The sequence below is a fragment of the Nonomuraea wenchangensis genome, assembly GCF_900111685.1.
Taxonomy (GTDB): domain Bacteria; phylum Actinomycetota; class Actinomycetes; order Streptosporangiales; family Streptosporangiaceae; genus Nonomuraea; species Nonomuraea wenchangensis.
Map to the genome: position 1 here is coordinate 238517 of NZ_FOHX01000005.1, position 16537 is coordinate 255053.

Below are 16537 nucleotides of genomic sequence, written 5' to 3' on the forward strand. Positions count from 1 at the left end.
TTGACACCGATCACCCTTTCGGGTGAGATGTTTGAAATCGTATCCACGTACGTGGGGACACGCTACCAATCCGGGCCTTAGCGCGCCCTGGAGCACGAAGGACTGTCATGGCATCCATCGTTCTGAGCAACGTCGACAAGATCTACGCCGGTGGCGTGAAGGCCGTAAACGGACTCAACCTTGAGATCAAGGACGGCGAGTTCATGGTGCTGGTCGGCCCGTCCGGTTGCGGTAAGTCGACCGCGCTCCGGATGATCGCCGGCCTTGAGGACATCAGCGGGGGCGAGATCTCCATCGGCGAGAAGGTGGTCAACCACCTGCCGCCCAAGGACCGCGACATCGCGATGGTCTTCCAGAACTACGCGCTCTACCCGCACATGACGGTCGAGGAGAACCTCGCCTTCGGCCTCAAGCTGCGCAAGATGCCGAAGGCGGAGATCCAGAAGCGCGTCAACGAGGCCGCCAAGATGCTCGGCCTTGAGCAGTACCTCAAGCGCAAGCCGGCCGCCCTCTCCGGTGGTCAGCGCCAGCGTGTCGCCATGGGCCGCGCGATCGTGCGTGAGCCGCAGGCCTTCCTCATGGACGAGCCGCTGTCCAACCTCGACGCCAAGCTGCGCGTCTCGATGCGCGCCTCGCTCAACCAGATGCACGAGCGCCTCGGCGTCACCACCGTGTACGTCACGCACGACCAGGTCGAGGCCATGACCCTCGGCGACCGCGTCTGCGTGCTGCGCGACGGCATCCTGCAGCAGGTCGACACCCCGCAGAACCTGTTCGACAAGCCGGTCAACCTGTTCGTGGCGGGCTTCATGGGCTCCCCGGCGATGAACTTCGTCACCGCCGAGCTGGTCCGCGACGAGGGCGGCGCCGCCGTGGCCTTCGCCGGCTACAAGCTGCCCATCCCCGACTCCACCTTCACCGACAAGCCGGGCCTCGACCAGTACGTCGGCCAGAAGATCATCCTCGGCATCCGCCCGTCCGACTTCGAGGACGCGAACTCGGCCGGCAACCACGCCAACGGCTGGGCCACCCTGCCGGCCCGCGTGGAGGTCACCGAGGAGCTGGGCTCCGAGATCAACGTGCTGTTCCTCATCGACGCCCCGCCGGTCGAGCACAAGGACACCGTCGCCGCCGCCGACACCGGTGACGACGAGGAGGCGACGCTGCCGCTCGCGGGCGACAAGTCGCTGTGGACCGCCCGCGTCAACGCCCGCAGCCACGCGCGCTCCGGCCAGAGCATCGACCTGGTCGTCGACACGCACAACCTGCACTTCTTCGACACGACCTCCGGCCTCGCCATCGGCCACGAGGCCAACCGCTGAGCGGGTCTCCCGTCTCCTGAATCCCGGCCGTGAGCTCCGCTCACGGCCGTTGGGCCCCCACCGCGACCCCCTCCCGCGGCGGGGGCCCGTTCTCATGCCGGGGGAGGAGCGGTCAGCGGCCGATGCGGGAGGAGACGTAGCGCTGCAGGCCGCGCGGCACCAGCCGGCCGACCGCCACGATCGCCTTGTAGCGCGGGTCGGGCACGGACACCCGCTTGCCCAGCGCCAGGTCGCGCAGCCCCTCGCGGACCACGTCGTCGGCCTTGAGCCACAGGAAGCCCGGGATGCCCGAGGTGTCCATGTCGGCCCGCTGGTGGAACTCGGTGCGCACGAACCCCGGGCAGAGCGCCATGATCTTGATGCGCGGGTTGCCGACCTCGTTCGCGGCCGACTCGCTGAAGTTGACCACCCACGCCTTGGACGCGCTGTAGGTGCCCCGCGTGAAGAACGCCGCCGCCGACGCCACGTTGACGATCGCGCCCCGGTCGCGCTCGCGCATGCCGGGCAGCGCGGCCAGGGTGAGCCGCAGCACCGCCTCGCAGTGCAGCCGCAGCATGCGCACCTCGTCGGCGACCGGCACCTCGGGGAAGTGCCCGCGGTTGCCGAAGCCCGCGTTGTTGACCAGCACGTCCACGCCCTCGCGGACGCGCGACTCGACCGCCGCCAGGCCCTCCTCCGTCGTCAGGTCGGCGGGCAGCACCTCGACGCTCACGCCGTACCTCAGCTTGAGCTGGCCGGCGGTCTCGGCGAGGCGGGCCTCGTCGCGCGCGACCAGGACGAGAGAGCAGGACTCGGCGGCCAGGCGGCGGGCGAAGGCGGCGCCGAGGCCGGCGGTGGCGCCGGTGATCAGAGCGGTGGGCATGCCCGCAACCCTAACGCCTACCCCGCGTGCCCGGCGGCACCGGAGCAGGGCCGGCCGGCGCGTTCGATCAGGCTCTCCACCTGGTCGTTGAGCCGCGCGCCGCGCGCCCAGCCGGCGTAGTGCAACAGGAACACGACGACCTCGCGCAGCTCCGTCTCGGTGAGCTCGCCGGTGCGCAGCGCGGCGTCGAGATGCGTCTCCACCTGATCGTCCAGGCCCTGGCCGACGAGCAGCCCGAGGAGGAGCAGCCGGCGCTCCCTGACCGGCAGGACGGTCCTCGCCCACACGTCGGCGAACCGGCGCTCGGCCATCATGCCGAAGGAGTCGACGATCTGCATTGCGGGTTCCGTCATCACGAGCTCCCGGTCGATAGGGATCCTCATATCTTTCGCTACTTCCTGAGTTGAACCAATGGGGGTTGCATGAACGTTGTAGTGACCGCCGCGCCACCGAGGGCTCCGCCCCCGGGGGATCTGTAACAAATCGAGCCAAGGGCCGGGCAAGATTTGGTCAAGATTTCTCATTCCGCTGCGGGCTCATTACCTCTGAAAAGCGGGCACAACAACTCCGTCGGTCCGTAAACCGGAGGTAAGCCCTGGTGACCAAGACACGGGCTTTGATCGCGCTCATGGTGACGGTGACCTTGCTGTCCGCCTGCGGGCAGCCGGAGTTCACCTACGTCCGTGACCGCGACGGGACGACCTACTTCAAAGTGCCGTCCTCGTTCAAGCAGCTCGACGCCAACCCCATCGAGGTGTATCTGTCGGGCGACCACCCCAGCTCGGCGGCCGCGGCGCTGCGGGCCCAGCGGGTCTGGTCGACGGCCTTCGACCAGTCCGCGGATCCCTCGGTCGACCATCTGCTGGGTTCCAAGGACCCCTTCGTGTACGCCACCGTGCACCAGCTCACCGAGGAGCAGCGGGACGCGGTGTCACTCAACCGGCTGCGCGACTTCGTGCTGCCGGTCACCGAGCAGGTGCGCGAGATCTACGCGCAGCAGGTCGCCGCCACCGGGGAGACGCCGGTCTTCAGGAACTTCGAGCTCCTCGACGACCAGGTCCTGAGCCTCGACGACGGCGCCAAGGGCGTACGGGTGCGGTTCAACTACCAGATCGGCGCCGACGTCCAGACCTTCGACCACACCGCCATCCTCGACGGGAAGGGCGACACGGTCTCCGTCATGCTCCTCGGCTGCCAGGTGACCTGCTACCGGCGGCACGCCGGCGAGTTCGACAAGATCGCGAGTTCCTTCAAGCTGCTCCGGCTGCCTGGATGAGGGAGCACCATTGACCACGACCCCCGAACACCATGAAGGGCTGCGCGCACCCGGCAGCGGGCCCTCCGATCCCGAATCCGTGACCAGGAAGAAAATGCCGTTCTGGGACCGGAGCAAATTCCTCGTCGCCCTGGTGCTCGCCTTTCTCGTCCTGGCGTGGAAGGAGACGGTCGACTACACGGGCATCATGCCCTTCCTCGACGGCGTGCGGAGGATCGCCCAGAACTACCCGTGGATCTTCTGGCTGCTGGGCGTCGAGCTCGTACGTCAGACGCACTTCCTCGTCAGCGAGCACTGGTCCGGCTACCACCGGTTCTGGAGCCAGAAGGTCTTCGGCGGCTTCGAGCGGTGGACGCACCGGCGCTTCGACGACTGGACGCGCTACCGGCTCTCCCGCGCGCTCAAGATCGCCTTCCTGATCACGCTGGTCGCCATGGTGCTGGGGGCGGTGCTGGACGTCAGCCCGTTCACCGCGCTCCTGCAGGCGCCCACGCTGATCTGGCAGGCGCTGCCGTTCTTCCTCCAGATCGTCTTCCTGTTCTTCTTCGTCATCATCCAGTTCGTCGGCCTGTTCTGGTTCCTGTCGCGCGGCGGCGTCGAGACGTACTTCCCCGACGACATCAAGACCCGCTTCAACGACGTGTGGGGGCAGGACCACGTGGTCGAGCGGGTCCGCGAGAACATCGTCTTCCTGGAACGGCCCGACGAGATCGAGCGGCGCGGCGGGTACGTCCCGAGCGGCCTGCTGCTGTGGGGCCCGCCCGGCACCGGCAAGACCCTCATGGCCGAGGCCGTGGCCGGCGAGACCGGCAAGCCGTACGTGTTCGTGGACCCGGGCGCGTTCACGAACATGTTCATGGGCATCGGCATCCTCAAGGTCAAGACGCTGTTCAGGAAGCTGCGCAAGCTGGCGCTCCGCTACGGCGGCGTCATCGTCTTCTTCGACGAGGCCGACTCGCTCGGCAAGCGCGGCCGGCTCGCCCAGCAGGGGCCCAACGTGCCCGGCGGCGGCTTCTCCGCTATGACGGACGCGCACGGCTGCCACGGCTTCGGCTACCTGTCGGAGCCGACCCGGCAGATGCTCACCTTCCGCTCCCGTCGCGAGGACCGCGACGAGCCCGGCGGGCGCAGCCGCTTCATGATGGGCGGCGGCATGATGGGCGGCGGCGGCGACCCCGGCACCCTTCAGGCGCTGCTCACCGAGCTGTCCGGGCTGAAGAAGCCGCGCGGCTTCTTCAACCGCTTCGTCCGCCGGCTGCTCGGCATGCGGCCCAAGCCGCCGCCCAAATACCGCATCCTCGTCATGATGGCCACCAACCGGCCCGACGCTCTGGACGAGGCGCTGCTGCGGCCCGGCCGCATCGACCGCATCTACAAGGTCGGCTACCCGTCCAAGGCCGGGCGGATGCGCACCTACCAGGGCTACTTCGACAAGGTCTGGCACGAGCTCACGCCGGAGCAGATCGACAAGCTCGCCACCATCACCCCGTACGCGACGGGCGCCACGATCAAGGACCTGGTCAACGAGTCCCTGATCACCGCCATCCGCGACGGCCGGGAGATCATCACCTGGTCCGACGTGCTGCGCGCCAAACGGCTCAAGCAGCTCGGCCCGCCCGAGGACGTCGAGTACATCGAGCGCGAGCGGCACGCCGTCGCCGTGCACGAGGCCTGCCACGCCGTGGTGGCGTACGCGACCAGGTTCCACCTGGAGATCGACATCGCGACCATCGAGAAGGGCGCCGACTACCTGGGCATGGTCGCCTCGATCAAGCCCGAGGACCAGTTCACCCGATGGAAGTCCGAGCACGAGGCCGACATCATGGTGTCGCTGGCGTCGCTGGCCGGCGAGCGCATGTTCTTCGGCGAGGACAACTCCTCCGGCGTCTCCGGCGACCTGTTCTCGGCGACGTACCTCACGGCCATGATGGAGTCCTACTGGGGCATGGGGTCGGGTGTCACCTCGCTGCCCGCGCTCCAGGAGCTGGAGATCCTGGGCGGCAAGGCGGTGCGCAAGCGCCCGCCCGGCGGGGGCGGCGGCATCGGCATCACCGACAGGGAGCCGGCCCGGCGCGAGCCCGACCTCACCCCCGACGTGCTGGGGGAGCGCATCGAGTTCAACCTGGTGCGGCTGCTGGAGCAGACCGAGCAGCTGCTGCGGGAGCACCGCAGGGAGGTGCTCTGCGTGGCGCACGCGCTGGAGACGCACAAGACGCTCAACGGGGACGACGTCGTGGCGATCATCCGGCGCGAGCCCGGGCCGCTCCTCGACGGCACCGTCTACGCCTCCGACACGCTCTACGAGGAGCTGGAGGAGTACCACCTGGAGGCGGCGCGGGCGCACCGGGAGCACAGCCGGGTCGAGCGCGAGCTGCCGGGGCCGGCGCGCGGGGTCGTCCCGGCGGCGGCTCACGCCGGGAGCACGACCGCGACGGCGGTCCCGATCGTGTCCCCTCCGCCCGCCCCGGGCGGGCCGTTCGGGGCGGGTGGCGCCGGTGCGCCCCCGGGCCTGATCCTCCCGCCCGCGACCCCACCTCCTCCGGCCCGGCCTGGGGTGGCGGGTCCGCAAGGGTTCGGGGAGGCGGCCGAGCGGCCGGAGTTCGTGCCGTGGGCGGCCGAGCCGTCGCCGCCGCCGTCCGCGCGAGCGGTGCCGGTGGCCCCGGTGGTGGCCGGGCCCTCGCGGCGGCGGCGTGCCGCGGGCCGCGCATGGCTGGTCATCGCCAGCCTGCTCGGCCTGGTCGTGCTGTCCGTCATCGCCGCGCTGGCGGTGACGGGCGCGGGCGGCAACCTGCTGAACGCCGCCGGCTCCCGGGGGATCGCCTCGCCGGGGCTGCTGCTGGTGCTGTTCGTGGTGATCGTCGCGGTCATCGTGGGCGGCGGGCTCGCGCTGGTCGCGGTCAAGGGCGTACGGGCGGCCCAGGCGAAGGCCGAGCGCGAGCGCGACGAGGCGCACGCGCGGGCCCAGCTCCTCGCCGCCGCCATGGACCCGGACACCGCGCTGCGGCTGCTCGGCTACGACGGCAACGGGAACGGCCACGGGAACGGACACGGGCGCGACGGCCGCACCTGACCGAGGTGAGGGGCACGGCCGGACCCGTCAGCGGCTCCGGCCGTGCTCCTCGCGCTCCTGGTGCCGGCCGTCGTGCTCCTCGTGCACCCGGGCCAGCAGCGCCAGCAGCTTGTCCTCGTCGCGGATGCGCCTGCGGTACTTCTCCGGCAGCTCCCGCAGGTCCCGCTCCTTGGCGCACACCTTCGCGAACAGCTCCGCCCGCCGCTTCGGGTCGTGCTCGACCTCCAGGTACTCCTGGGCGTACCGGCGCGCGGCCGAGACGGTGCTCTGCGCCCGGCCCTTCGCGCTGGCCAGCGAGGCGACCACGGTGACCAGCAGGACGGAGATGATCACCGTCAGGGACAGCCCGGTGCTGATCTCGGCGACCGGCACGGGCTCGCCGTCGTTGATGAACGGCACGTTGTTCTCGTGCAGCGCGTGCAGGATCAGCTTGACCCCGATGAAGGCCAGGATGACGGCCAGGCCGTAGGCCAGGTAGATCAGCCGGTCGAGCAGGTCGTCGATGAGGAAGTAGAGCTGGCGCAGCCCCAGCAGCGAGAACGCGGTGGCGGTGAAGACGATGTAGACGTTCTGGGTGAGGCCGAAGATCGCCGGGATCGAGTCGAGCGCGAACAGGATGTCGGTGCCGCCGATGGCGATCATCACCAGCAGCATCGGCGTCATGACCCGCCGCCCGTCCTTGACGGTGAACAGCCGGTCGCCGTCGTAGACGTCCGTCGCAGGGAAGACCCGGCGGGCCAGGCGCACCATGAGGTTGTCCGGGGAGTGGCTCTCCTCGCTCTCGGGCTTGAGCAGGTTGCCCGCGGTGAGCAGCAGGATCAGGCCGAACAGGTAGAACACCCACGCGAAGGTGTTGATCAGGGCCGCGCCCAGCAGGATGAACAGCGACCGCGCGACGAGCGAGAACACGATGCCGAACAGCAGCGCCTTCTGCTGGTCGGCGCGCGGCACCTTGAAGCTCGACATGATGACGAGGAAGACGAAGAGGTTGTCGACCGACAGCGCCTTCTCCGTCACGTAGCCGGCGAAGTACTCGGCGCCGGGGTCGGAGCCGCCGAAGATCCACACGCCGGCGCCGAAGACCAGGGCGATGCCGACGTACAGGGCCGACCAGAGCGACGCCTCGCGCAGCGTGGGGATGTGCGCCTTGCGCACGTGGAAGAAGAAGTCGAACAGCAGCAGCGCGACGATCCCGGCGATCGTGAGACCCCAGACCAACGGCGAGACGCTCATGAGTAACGTCTGTCCCACCTTCCGCTGGTTATGCCTCCCGTGACCTTCCGGTCAGGCGGCATGCCCCTTAACACGGCGTTCACATTCGGGCAAAAACCGGGAAACGGCCGTCCGCAAGACTCGGCGTGGCTGGAAGAGACGTGAAAGGGACCACCGTGAGCTACAAGGCTGAGTACATCTGGATCGACGGCACCGAGCCCACCGCCCTGCTGCGCTCGAAGACCAAGATCGTGGCTGACGGGGTCGAGCCGCCGGTGTGGGGCTTCGACGGCTCCAGCACCAACCAGGCCAAGGGCCACGCGTCCGACCGCGTGCTCCGCCCGGTCTTCATCTGTCCCGATCCGATCCGCGGCGGCGACAGCAAGCTCGTGCTGTGCGAGGTCGAGGAGATCGACGGCGAGCCGCACGCCAGCAACACCCGCGCGCAGCTGCGCCCGGTCGCCGAGCAGTTCGCCGACCAGGAGTCCTGGTTCGGCATCGAGCAGGAGTACACCTTCTTCAAGGGCAGCCGCCCGCTCGGCTTCCCCGAGGGCGGTTTCCCCGCCCCGCAGGGCCACTACTACTGCGGCGTGGGCGCCGAGGCCGTGTTCGGCCGCGAGATCGTCGAGCTCCACCTCGACCGCTGCCTGGCCGCCGGCCTGAAGATCTCCGGCATCAACGCCGAGGTCATGCCCGGCCAGTGGGAGTTCCAGGTCGGCCCGGCCGGCCCGATCGAGGTGGCCGACCACCTGTGGATCGCCCGCTACCTGCTCTACCGGACCGCCGAGGAGTTCGGCGTGGAGGCCACCCTCGACGCCAAGCCCGCCCGCGGCGACTGGAACGGCGCCGGCGCCCACACCAACTTCTCCACCAAGGCCATGCGCGAGGGCTACGACGCCATCATCACCGCCTGCGAGGCGCTCGGCGAGGGCGACAAGCCGATGGAGCACGTGAGCCAGTACGGCGCCGACATCGAGCTCCGCCTCACCGGCCACCACGAGACCGCCCCGTGGAACAAGTACACCTACGGCGTCTCCGACCGCGGCGCGTCGGTGCGCATCCCGTGGCAGGTCGAGTCCGACAAGAAGGGCTACATCGAGGACCGCCGCCCCAACGCCAACGTCGACCCGTACGTGGTCACCCGCCTGCTGGTCAACACCTGCTGCGCGGCGCTGGAGAAGGCCGGCCAGGTCTGACCCGAGGCCGGACGCGAAGAAAGGGGGCTCCCGCCCGGCGGGAGCCCCCTTTCGCGCGCTCAGGGCAGGCGGGTCTCGGCGAGCCGGAAGTCCAGATCGGGAACGATCTCCGCGACGTCCATCTGCGCCTTCTGCAGCCGGCCCGAGTGGTCCCAGTTCATCGCCTGCCAGCGGGTGAACTGGTCGAGCACCCACATGCCCGACTGGCGGCTGCCGTTGCCCGACTTCCCGTTGCCGCCGAACGGCAGGTGAGCCTCGGCCCCCGAGGTGGAGTTGTTGACGCTGACCATGCCGGCCGAGACGCCCTCGCGGAAGCGGAAGGCGTTGCGCGCGTCGCTCGTGTAGATCGAGCTGGACAGGCCGTAGCCGGGCAGGTTGGCCAGCTCGACGGCCTCGTCCAGGGTGCGGAACGTCGTGACGCCCACGATCGGGCCGAACGTCTCCTCCATGAACAGCCGGTCGCCGGGACGCACGCCGTCCACGACCACCGGGTGGTAGTAGAGGCCCTCGCCGCCGTCGAAACCGCCGCGCGGGTTGTCCTTCGTGATGCGCCCCACCGGCCCCGACACCACCGTGTGGTGCGGCTGGATCCAGGTGAGGTATTCCTCGTAGCGGTCGGCGAACTTCCGGTCGAGCAGCGGCCCGGCCAGCACGTCACCGGCCGGGTCGCCGACCGTGGCGGCCGACAGCGCCCGCACCAGCCGCTCGACGAACGCGTCGTGGACGCTCTCGTGCACGATCGCCGTGCCGAGGCTGGTGCAGCGCTGGCCCGCGGTGCCGAAGCCGGAGAACAGCGCGCCCTCGGCGGCGAGGTCGAGGTCGGCGTCCGGCATGATCACCATGGGGTTCTTGCCGCCCAGCTCCAGGCAGGCCGACTGCAGGTGCCGGCCGGTCAGCTCGCCGACACGCCGCCCGACCTCGCTGGAGCCGGTGAAGCCCACCTTGTGCACGGTGCCCTCCCCGAGCGCCCGCTCCAGACCGGCGAACGTCTCCGCGCCGTCGGCGAAGAGCACGTTGAGCACGCCGTCGGGCAGGCCGGCCGCGGTGAAGAGCTCGAACATGGCGTGGGCGGAGGCGGCGGCGTACTCGGCGGGCTTCCACACCACCGCGTTGCCGCACAGCAGGGCCGGGACGAGGTACCACGAGGGGACGGCCACCGGGAAGTTGCCCGCCGTGATGACCGCGGCCACGCCGACCGGGTTGCGGAAGGTGAACAGGTTCTTGTCCGGCATCTCCGACGGCACCGTCTGGCCGTACAGCCGGCGGCCCTCGCCCAGGAAGAAGTCACAGGTGTCGACGATCTCGCGGACCTCGCCCAGCGCCTCCGCGTACGGCTTGCCGATCTCCTCGGTCACCAGCCGGGCCAGCGCCTCGGCGTTGGCCTCCACCAGCCGCCCGATCGAGGCGATCACCCGGCCGCGCACCGGCGCCGGCACCTTCGCCCACTCGCGCTGCGCCTCCGCCGCGGCGCGGCAGGCGGCGGCGAACGTGGCCGCGTCCGCCAGGCCGACCCGCGCCACGACCTCGGCCGGGCGGGCGGGGTTGGTCGAGTCGTACGTGGCCGTGCTCGCGGCCTCCTTGCCGCCCACGACGGACATGATCTGTCGGCTCACCGGGCCTCCTCCGTAAGTGTTGCGGTAGACGCTAGCTCTCCTGAGCCAATTTACGTAGCTCCGGCCCGTAGGCGGGATCGGCGAGCGCGGCGGCGAACTGCGCCTTCAGGTAGTCGAGCGGAGAGCCGGTGTCCCACCAGGTGCCGTCGATGACCTGCCCGTAGACCGGGTGGCCGGCGGCGGCGTGGCGGTGGAGCGCGTCGGTGAGGTAGATCTCGCCCTCGGGGTGCTCGTGCCAGCGGCGGGTGGCGGCCTCCAGCTCGGCCACCACGCCGGGCGTGACGACATAGCCGCCGATGGCGGCGTAACGCGACGGGGCCTCCTCCGGGCGCGGCTTCTCCACCAGCCCCGAGATGCGCAGCCGGCCGCCGCCGAGATCCTCCTCGACCACCGGCACGCCGTAGCGGGAGGCGTCCTCGACCGCCATCGGCATCAGGGCCAGCACCGGGGCGCCCGCCGCCTCGTAGGCGGACTTGAGCTGCCGGGCGCGCGGCACCTCGGCCACGAACACGTCGTCGGCCCACAGCACCATGAACGGCTCGTCGCCGATCACGCGGGCGGCGTTGAGCACCGGCGTGCCGTTGCCGTAGGGGCCGTTCTGGTAGAGGTAGGTGATGTGGGCCAGCGAGGACAGCTCGGCCACCGCCGCCGCCAGATCGTCCTTGCCCGCCGCGGCCAGCTGCGCCTCCAGGTCGGCGTCCGGCGCGAAGTGCCGCTGGACCAGCTCCTTGCGGGAGGAGGTGACGATGGTGATGTCGTCGATGCCCGACTCCACCAGCTCCCGGATGGTGTGCTCGATGACGGGCTTGTCGCCGATCGGCAACATCTCCTTCGGCAGCGCCTTGGTCAGGGGCAGCAACCTCGTGCCAAGACCGGCCACCGGGATCACGGCTTTGCGCACCACGTGGATCTCCTTCGCGAGATGTGGGCACGTCACCGCGATCATTTCACGACGAAATCACCACGAACGGCTCGGGGCGGACGTCTCGACCGAGCTCGCGATGTCCCGTCGCGTGGTCAGCGCCAGCTGTTCGGCGAGGTCGGCCAGGGCCCTCGAGGCCGCCAGCTCGTCGCCGATCAGCGGCACCGACGGGTCCGACGGGTTGCGTCGCGCCCGCCCCTGACCCCTTACCTCGACGCCGTCGTCGGTCACCAGTTCCGCCCGCGCCGAGGTGTCGTCGCCGTCCTCGGTCAGCTCCAGGCGTACGTTCCATTCTTTTGCTCTCATGGCAACCGGCTGCCCACGCGCGGCTCGAAGAAACTCCGCCGGAACTCGCGTTCGGCCAGCGCCTTCACGGTGCCGAGCCGGCCGCGTACGGCGAGGAAATCTGCCGACCGCGACAGCACCAGATAGACGAAGCCCGGCACGCCCGGCCGGCAGCGGATCCGCTGCCGCGACACCAGCCGGGTACGCCCCTCGCCGAGGTCGCGCAGCGCGATCGTCCACGCCAGCGTGACGTGGAAGGCGCGTGTCGACACCACCAGCAGCCGCTCCGGCTCCGCCTGGACGACCCGGTAACCGGCGTCGCCGCGACCGGCCGGCAGCAGGTCGCCGACCCCCAACTTGCGCGGCTCCGGCACGAAGGGCTCGTCCGGCCCGACCACCTGCGCCAGCCACGGCCACACCGCCTCCGGCGGGGCCTCGATCGTGACGGCGCGGGTCGCGACGATGTGCGGGTGCGGCACCAGCTCGTCGCCGGGCAGCGCCGCGCGGGCCTCCTCGCGCGTCGCGCCCCAGCGCAGCAGCCGGGGACGGACGAGCAGCAGGTACGCGACCGGCACGGCCGCCCACCAGAGCCACCGCGGGTTGGGAAAACCTCTCATGCCCTCAGTGTCCGTTCTGACCCGTGACGAGGGCCAGTGCCCAAGGGCGGTGTCGGCGCGGACGTTCGGCCGGGCGCGCGGAGGGTCCTTCGGCCCTCGCCTCATGGACCTCCGGCCCTGCGCCCGGAGCCCGCCCGCACGCTGCGATGGAAGGACGAGAGGAGGCCATCATGATCGTGGTGGGTGTGGACGGGTCGATGACCGCGCGGGCGGCGGTGGACTGGGCGGCCGCGGACGCGTTCCGCGCGCACCTGCCGCTGCGGATCGTGCACGCGGTGGACCGCTCGCCGTACCAGGTGGACAGGTTCGGCGGCTCCGGCGGCGGCGACACGCTGGTCCGAGAGGGGCAGCGGGTGCTGCGCGAGGCCGTCGCCCTGGCGCGGGAGCGGCAGCCCTCGGTCGAGGTGACGACGCGGGACGTCGAGGGCTCGCCCGTGGCCGTGCTGCGCGAGCAGGCGGAGCGGGCCGGCGAGATCGTCCTCGGCAGCCGCGGGCTCGGCGGCTTCGCCGGGACGCTGCTCGGCTCCGTCAGCGCGCAGGTGGCCGGGCAGGCGCCGTGCCCCGTCGTCGTCGTACGCGGCGAGCGGCGGCCCCGGCAGGGCCGGATCGTGGCCGGCGTGGACGACTCGCCCACGTCCGAGCCCGCGCTCGCCTACGCCTTCCAGCAGGCGGACCTGCGCGGCAGCGGCCTCCAGGTGGTGCACGCCTTCGCGCCGGAGATCGCCCGCGACCTCGACGAGGTGTGCGCCGCGCGGCACCGGGTCGTCCAGAAACGGCTGATGGCCTTCCGCGACCGCTACCCGCACCTGGAGGTCGAGGAGATCGTCAGGTTCGCCCACCCGGTGGACGCGCTCACCGCGGCCTCCGCCGAGGCCGACCTGGTGGTGGTCGGCTCCCGAGGGCACGGGCCGTTCGGCGCGGCGCTGCTCGGCTCGGTCAGCCGCGGCGTCCTGCACCACGCCCGCTGCACGGTGGCCGTCGTACGCGCTCCGCGGGCAGATGTCCCCGCGCAGAGGACTTAAGCCACCACCGGCCTGGGACGTTCGCCGGTGACGGGCACGTCCACGGGTAGCGGAGCGTAGGAGGGGAAAGCGAGGTGGGAAGACCATGGCAATCGAAGTCAAGGACCTCATGGGACGTGTGGCCATCGCCGTCAGGCAGGACGCGTCGTTCGCCGACATCGTGGCCGCGATGAGGCGGTTCGCGGTCGGCGCCGTCACCGTCATCGACGCCGAGCGGCGTCCCGTGGGCGTGGTCACCGCGGACGACCTCCTCATGAAGGAGACCGACCCGGTGCGCCACAGCATCTCGATCTACGAGTCGCGCCGGCAGCGGGCGGAGCACGAGAAGGCGGCGGCGGTCACGGCCGCCCGGCTCATGACCTCGCCGGCGATCACCGTCGCGCCCCGTGACCCGGTCCGGGTGGCGGCCCGGCTGATGCACGACAGGCACATCAAGCAGCTTCCCGTGGTCGACCCCGACACCGGCAGGATCGTCGGCACCCTGCACCAGCGGGACGTCCTGCGCGTCTTCACCCGGCCGGGGGAGGAGCTGGCGGCCGACGTGCGGGCCCTGCTGCCCGAGCGGGGGGCGTACACGGTGGAGATCGACCGGGGCGTGGTGCGCGTCGCAGGCGCGGCCGAAAGGCGCTCGCAGGTGATCGCGCTCGTGGAGCGGCTGCGGGCGGTGGAGGGCGTCATCGACGTGGTCGCGGACGTGCGCTGTGACGTGGACGACCTCGTCGCCATGCCGCCCCTGCTGTAGCGGCCGGCCCGGAGTGAGGACCAAAGGCCCCTGCCGGGCGGGCCGTACGGCTCTGCGTCAAAGCCGTGTGAAGCGATGTCCTTGAGGTACGGGAACACGAAGCGATCTCCACGAAAGGACGCCGTCATGACCGCCACCGTCGTCAGCAAGCACGCCACCGGGGCCCACGCCGCCACCGGAAGAGCACGCCGCCCCGTGGACTACGTCTGGGCCGCCGCCCGCATCTCGATCGGCTGGGTCTTCCTGTGGGCCTTCCTGGACAAGACGTTCGGCTGGGGCTTCGCCACCCCGGCGGCCAAGGCCTGGATCAACGGAGGCAGCCCCACCACCGGCTTCCTCAAGGGCACCGGCGAGAACGCGCTCGGCGGCTTCTTCAGCGCCCTGGCCGGACAGGTCTGGGTGGACTGGCTGTTCATGCTCGGCCTGCTCGGCGTCGGCGCCGCCCTGATCCTCGGGGTCGGCACGCGGATCGCGGCCGTCGCAGGGACCGTGATGCTGGTGCTCATGTGGGCCGCCGAGCTGCCCCTCACCACCAACCCGTTCATGGACGAGCACATCATCTACGCGATCGTCCTGATCGGCCTGGCCCTCGCGAACGCCGGCGCCACCCTCGGCCTCGGCAACCTGCGGATCGTCCGCGAGAACGCGTGGCTCAGGTAGCCGGGCCGCCCGCTCCGGTCCCGGAGCCGGCCTCCCGCACGACAGAGACACCCGCCAGCACGTGGCCGACCACATGGTCGGCCACGTTCGCGTCCACCGGCCAGACCCCGTGGTCGATCCACACGCTGCGCAGCCCGGCCGCCCTCGCGCCCGCGACGTCCGTGGCCGGGTCGTCGCCCACCATCCAGCCGCCGGCCGCCAGGTCCGCCCCGCAGCGCCGGGCCGCGATCGCGAACAGCTCCGCCGCCGGCTTGTGCACGCCCTCCGCGCCGGAGATCGCGTAACCGTCGATCAGCCTGTCGAGCCCGGTCCGCCGGATCTTGGCGAGCTGGCGCTCACCCGAGCCGTTCGTGGCGATCCCCACCCGCCAGCCGCCGGCGCGCAGCTCCGCCAGCGCCTCGCGGACCCCCGGATAGCAGTCCACCAGCGAGGGCAGCCGCCGCCGGAACGCCTCCCACAGCTCGGCCGCCGGCTCCGGCAGCCCGAACCGCCGCCGCACCCCGTCGAAGAACCGCGCCCGGTCCGTACGCGCCTCCGCGTCCAGCGCCGTGATCAGCCCGGCCGCCTCCGGCCCGAGCCCCCGCTCCTCCGCCAGCTCGGCGGCCCACCGGGCCACCGCCGCATCCAGGTCGAGAAGGGTCCGGTCCAGGTCGAAGAGCACGAGCGGCGACATGCCCGCCAGCCTACGACCCGGCCATGTACTTGCCGGAGGTCACCCAAGGAGAGGACTTTCGCCGCTGGGCCCGCCACCCGCCCCCGCGGTGTCATGGGAGCCGGAGCGATCAGGAGGCTGAGATGAGCATCGTGGGGTCCGACGGCTCCCGTACGGCACACGACACCGGACCGCAGGCCGACCAGCTCGGTGACTACCTGGCGCGCATCGGCCGAACGCCGCTGCTGACCGCCGAGGAGGAGTTCGCGCTGGCCGGGCGCGTCGCGGCCGGCAGGTCCGCCGCCCGCCTGCTCGCCGCCGGCGGCGCCCGGCCCGGCCTGGAGGAGCTGGCCGCCGACGGCCAGGCCGCCAGGGAGCACCTGATCCGGGCGAACCTGCGCCTCGTGGTCGCCGTCGCCAAACGGTACGCCTACCGCGGCATGTCCTGGGCCGATGTCGTCCAGGACGGCAACCTGGGCCTCATCGAGGCCGTCGAACGCTTCGACCACACCCGCGGCCACCGCTTCGCCACCTGCGCCACCTGGTGGATCCGCAAGTACATCCAGCAGGGACTGGAGTACGCGCACACCATGCGGCTGCCGATCGGCGTCCAGGACGAGCTCGGCAGGCTGGCGCGGGCCGAGAGCGAGGTCGCGCAGCGCCTCGGCCGCACCCCCACCGAGGACGAGCTGGCCGCCCACCTCGGCGAGAAGGCCGCCAAGCTCGTCCTGCTGCGGCGGATCTCCCAGGGCTGCGTCAGCCTCGACCTGGCGCCGGGCGACCTCGTCGAGGACCCCGGCGGCCCCGCCCCTGTGGAGAGCGCCGAGCGGGAGGCGCTGAAGGACGTGCTGACGGAGCTGGTGGCCGGGCTGGCCCCGCGGCAGGCGATGATCGTACGGATGCGCTTCGGCCTGGCCGGCCAGGACGAGCACACCCCGCGCCAGATCGCCGACCGGATGGGCGTGACCCCGCACTGGGTGCGCCAGCTCGAACGCGAGTCGCTGGCCCGCCTGTGCCGGCGCGGCACGAGGGCGGGCCTGACGGCCTGGACCGGCCTCGGCTGAACCGTGCCCCCGGGCCCCGGCG

At 71.2% G+C, this 16537-nt stretch carries 16 protein-coding genes; 8 read left to right on the forward strand and 8 right to left on the reverse strand.

Annotated features, from left to right (window positions below):
* Positions 1–107 precede the first annotated feature (107 nt).
* Complete coding sequence (locus tag BMW85_RS16935) at positions 108–1322, forward strand: ABC transporter ATP-binding protein (protein WP_091082266.1); 1215 nt, start codon at positions 108–110, stop codon at positions 1320–1322.
* Positions 1323–1434: 112 nt separating this feature from the next.
* On the opposite strand, the gene BMW85_RS16940 is transcribed toward BMW85_RS16935, so the two are convergent.
* Complete coding sequence (locus BMW85_RS16940; protein WP_091082267.1) at positions 1435–2184, reverse strand: SDR family NAD(P)-dependent oxidoreductase; 750 nt, start codon at positions 2182–2184, stop codon at positions 1435–1437.
* Between the two features lie 17 nt (positions 2185–2201).
* Positions 2202–2537, reverse strand: coding sequence for a carboxymuconolactone decarboxylase family protein (locus BMW85_RS16945; RefSeq protein WP_245774852.1), 336 nt, complete (start codon positions 2535–2537; stop codon positions 2202–2204).
* Positions 2538–2782: 245 nt separating this feature from the next.
* Here BMW85_RS16945 and BMW85_RS16950 point away from each other — a divergent pair, with 245 nt between their 5' ends.
* Positions 2783–3460, forward strand: coding sequence for an LptM family lipoprotein (locus BMW85_RS16950; RefSeq protein WP_143082315.1), 678 nt, complete (start codon positions 2783–2785; stop codon positions 3458–3460).
* A 79-nt stretch (positions 3461–3539) separates the two neighbouring features.
* Entirely contained in the window at positions 3540–6530 is a 2991-nt protein-coding gene (locus BMW85_RS16955; protein WP_245774853.1) for an AAA family ATPase, read from the forward strand.
* 27 nt (positions 6531–6557) lie between these two features.
* Here the strand turns inward: BMW85_RS16955 and BMW85_RS16960 are convergent, their stop codons facing one another.
* Complete coding sequence (locus tag BMW85_RS16960) at positions 6558–7781, reverse strand: TerC family protein (RefSeq protein WP_245774854.1); 1224 nt, start codon at positions 7779–7781, stop codon at positions 6558–6560.
* A gap of 137 nt (positions 7782–7918) precedes the next feature.
* Between BMW85_RS16960 and glnII the strand changes: the two genes are divergently transcribed.
* Complete coding sequence (gene glnII, locus BMW85_RS16965; RefSeq protein ID WP_091082891.1) at positions 7919–8938, forward strand: glutamine synthetase; 1020 nt, start codon at positions 7919–7921, stop codon at positions 8936–8938.
* 59 nt (positions 8939–8997) lie between these two features.
* Here glnII and BMW85_RS16970 read toward each other — a convergent pair whose 3' ends face one another.
* From BMW85_RS16970 to BMW85_RS16985, 4 genes are read right to left on the reverse strand one after another with little or no spacing between them, the layout of a single operon-like run.
* A complete protein-coding gene (locus tag BMW85_RS16970; protein ID WP_091082277.1) occupies positions 8998–10551 on the reverse strand; it encodes an aldehyde dehydrogenase family protein in 1554 nt (517 codons plus the stop codon).
* Between the two features lie 31 nt (positions 10552–10582).
* Positions 10583–11455 carry a UTP--glucose-1-phosphate uridylyltransferase gene (locus tag BMW85_RS16975; RefSeq protein ID WP_245774855.1) on the reverse strand — a complete coding sequence of 291 codons (873 nt, stop codon included), beginning with the start codon at positions 11453–11455 and terminating at the stop codon, positions 10583–10585.
* A gap of 54 nt (positions 11456–11509) precedes the next feature.
* Positions 11510–11779 (reverse strand): DUF1876 domain-containing protein, encoded by a 270-nt coding sequence (locus BMW85_RS16980; RefSeq protein ID WP_091082280.1) that lies wholly within the window; start codon positions 11777–11779, stop codon positions 11510–11512.
* The gene (locus tag BMW85_RS16985) at positions 11776–12375 is read right to left on the reverse strand and encodes a hypothetical protein (RefSeq protein ID WP_091082281.1); all 600 of its coding nucleotides are present in this window, start codon (positions 12373–12375) and stop codon (positions 11776–11778) included. The genes BMW85_RS16980 and BMW85_RS16985 overlap by 4 nt, the downstream gene beginning before the upstream one ends.
* Before the next feature lie 170 nt (positions 12376–12545).
* Between BMW85_RS16985 and BMW85_RS16990 the strand changes: the two genes are divergently transcribed.
* The 3 genes from BMW85_RS16990 (at position 12546) to BMW85_RS17000 (ending at position 14799) form a co-directional block, all read left to right on the forward strand.
* Entirely contained in the window at positions 12546–13397 is an 852-nt protein-coding gene (locus BMW85_RS16990) for a universal stress protein (RefSeq protein ID WP_091082283.1), read from the forward strand.
* Positions 13398–13482: 85 nt separating this feature from the next.
* Complete coding sequence (locus BMW85_RS16995; RefSeq protein WP_091082284.1) at positions 13483–14139, forward strand: CBS domain-containing protein; 657 nt, start codon at positions 13483–13485, stop codon at positions 14137–14139.
* 126 nt (positions 14140–14265) lie between these two features.
* On the forward strand, positions 14266–14799 hold the full coding sequence (locus BMW85_RS17000) for a DoxX family membrane protein (RefSeq protein ID WP_091082286.1): 534 nt from the start codon (positions 14266–14268) through the stop codon (positions 14797–14799).
* On the opposite strand, the gene BMW85_RS17005 is transcribed toward BMW85_RS17000, so the two are convergent.
* Positions 14792–15472, reverse strand: a complete 681-nt coding sequence (locus tag BMW85_RS17005; protein ID WP_091082287.1) for an HAD family hydrolase — start codon at positions 15470–15472, stop codon at positions 14792–14794. The genes BMW85_RS17000 and BMW85_RS17005 overlap by 8 nt on opposite strands.
* A gap of 122 nt (positions 15473–15594) precedes the next feature.
* Between BMW85_RS17005 and BMW85_RS17010 the strand changes: the two genes are divergently transcribed.
* Positions 15595–16515, forward strand: a complete 921-nt coding sequence (locus BMW85_RS17010) for a sigma-70 family RNA polymerase sigma factor (protein ID WP_177240721.1) — start codon at positions 15595–15597, stop codon at positions 16513–16515.
* The last annotated feature ends 22 nt before the right edge of the window (positions 16516–16537 follow it).

Excerpts from the sequence above, each read along its gene's own strand:
- BMW85_RS16935 (WP_091082266.1), top strand. The coding sequence starts at position 108 with ATGGCATCCATCGTTCTGAGCAACGTCGACAAGATCTACGCCGGTGGC.
- BMW85_RS16940 (WP_091082267.1), bottom strand. The coding sequence starts at position 2,184 with ATGCCCACCGCTCTGATCACCGGCGCCACCGCCGGCCTCGGCGCCGCC.
- BMW85_RS16945 (WP_245774852.1), bottom strand. The coding sequence starts at position 2,537 with ATGACGGAACCCGCAATGCAGATCGTCGACTCCTTCGGCATGATGGCC.
- BMW85_RS16980 (WP_091082280.1), bottom strand. The coding sequence starts at position 11,779 with ATGAGAGCAAAAGAATGGAACGTACGCCTGGAGCTGACCGAGGACGGC.
- BMW85_RS16985 (WP_091082281.1), bottom strand. The coding sequence starts at position 12,375 with ATGAGAGGTTTTCCCAACCCGCGGTGGCTCTGGTGGGCGGCCGTGCCG.
- BMW85_RS16990 (WP_091082283.1), top strand. The coding sequence starts at position 12,546 with ATGATCGTGGTGGGTGTGGACGGGTCGATGACCGCGCGGGCGGCGGTG.
- BMW85_RS16995 (WP_091082284.1), top strand. The coding sequence starts at position 13,483 with ATGGCAATCGAAGTCAAGGACCTCATGGGACGTGTGGCCATCGCCGTC.
- BMW85_RS17000 (WP_091082286.1), top strand. The coding sequence starts at position 14,266 with ATGACCGCCACCGTCGTCAGCAAGCACGCCACCGGGGCCCACGCCGCC.
- BMW85_RS17005 (WP_091082287.1), bottom strand. The coding sequence starts at position 15,472 with ATGTCGCCGCTCGTGCTCTTCGACCTGGACCGGACCCTTCTCGACCTG.
- BMW85_RS17010 (WP_177240721.1), top strand. The coding sequence starts at position 15,595 with ATGAGCATCGTGGGGTCCGACGGCTCCCGTACGGCACACGACACCGGA.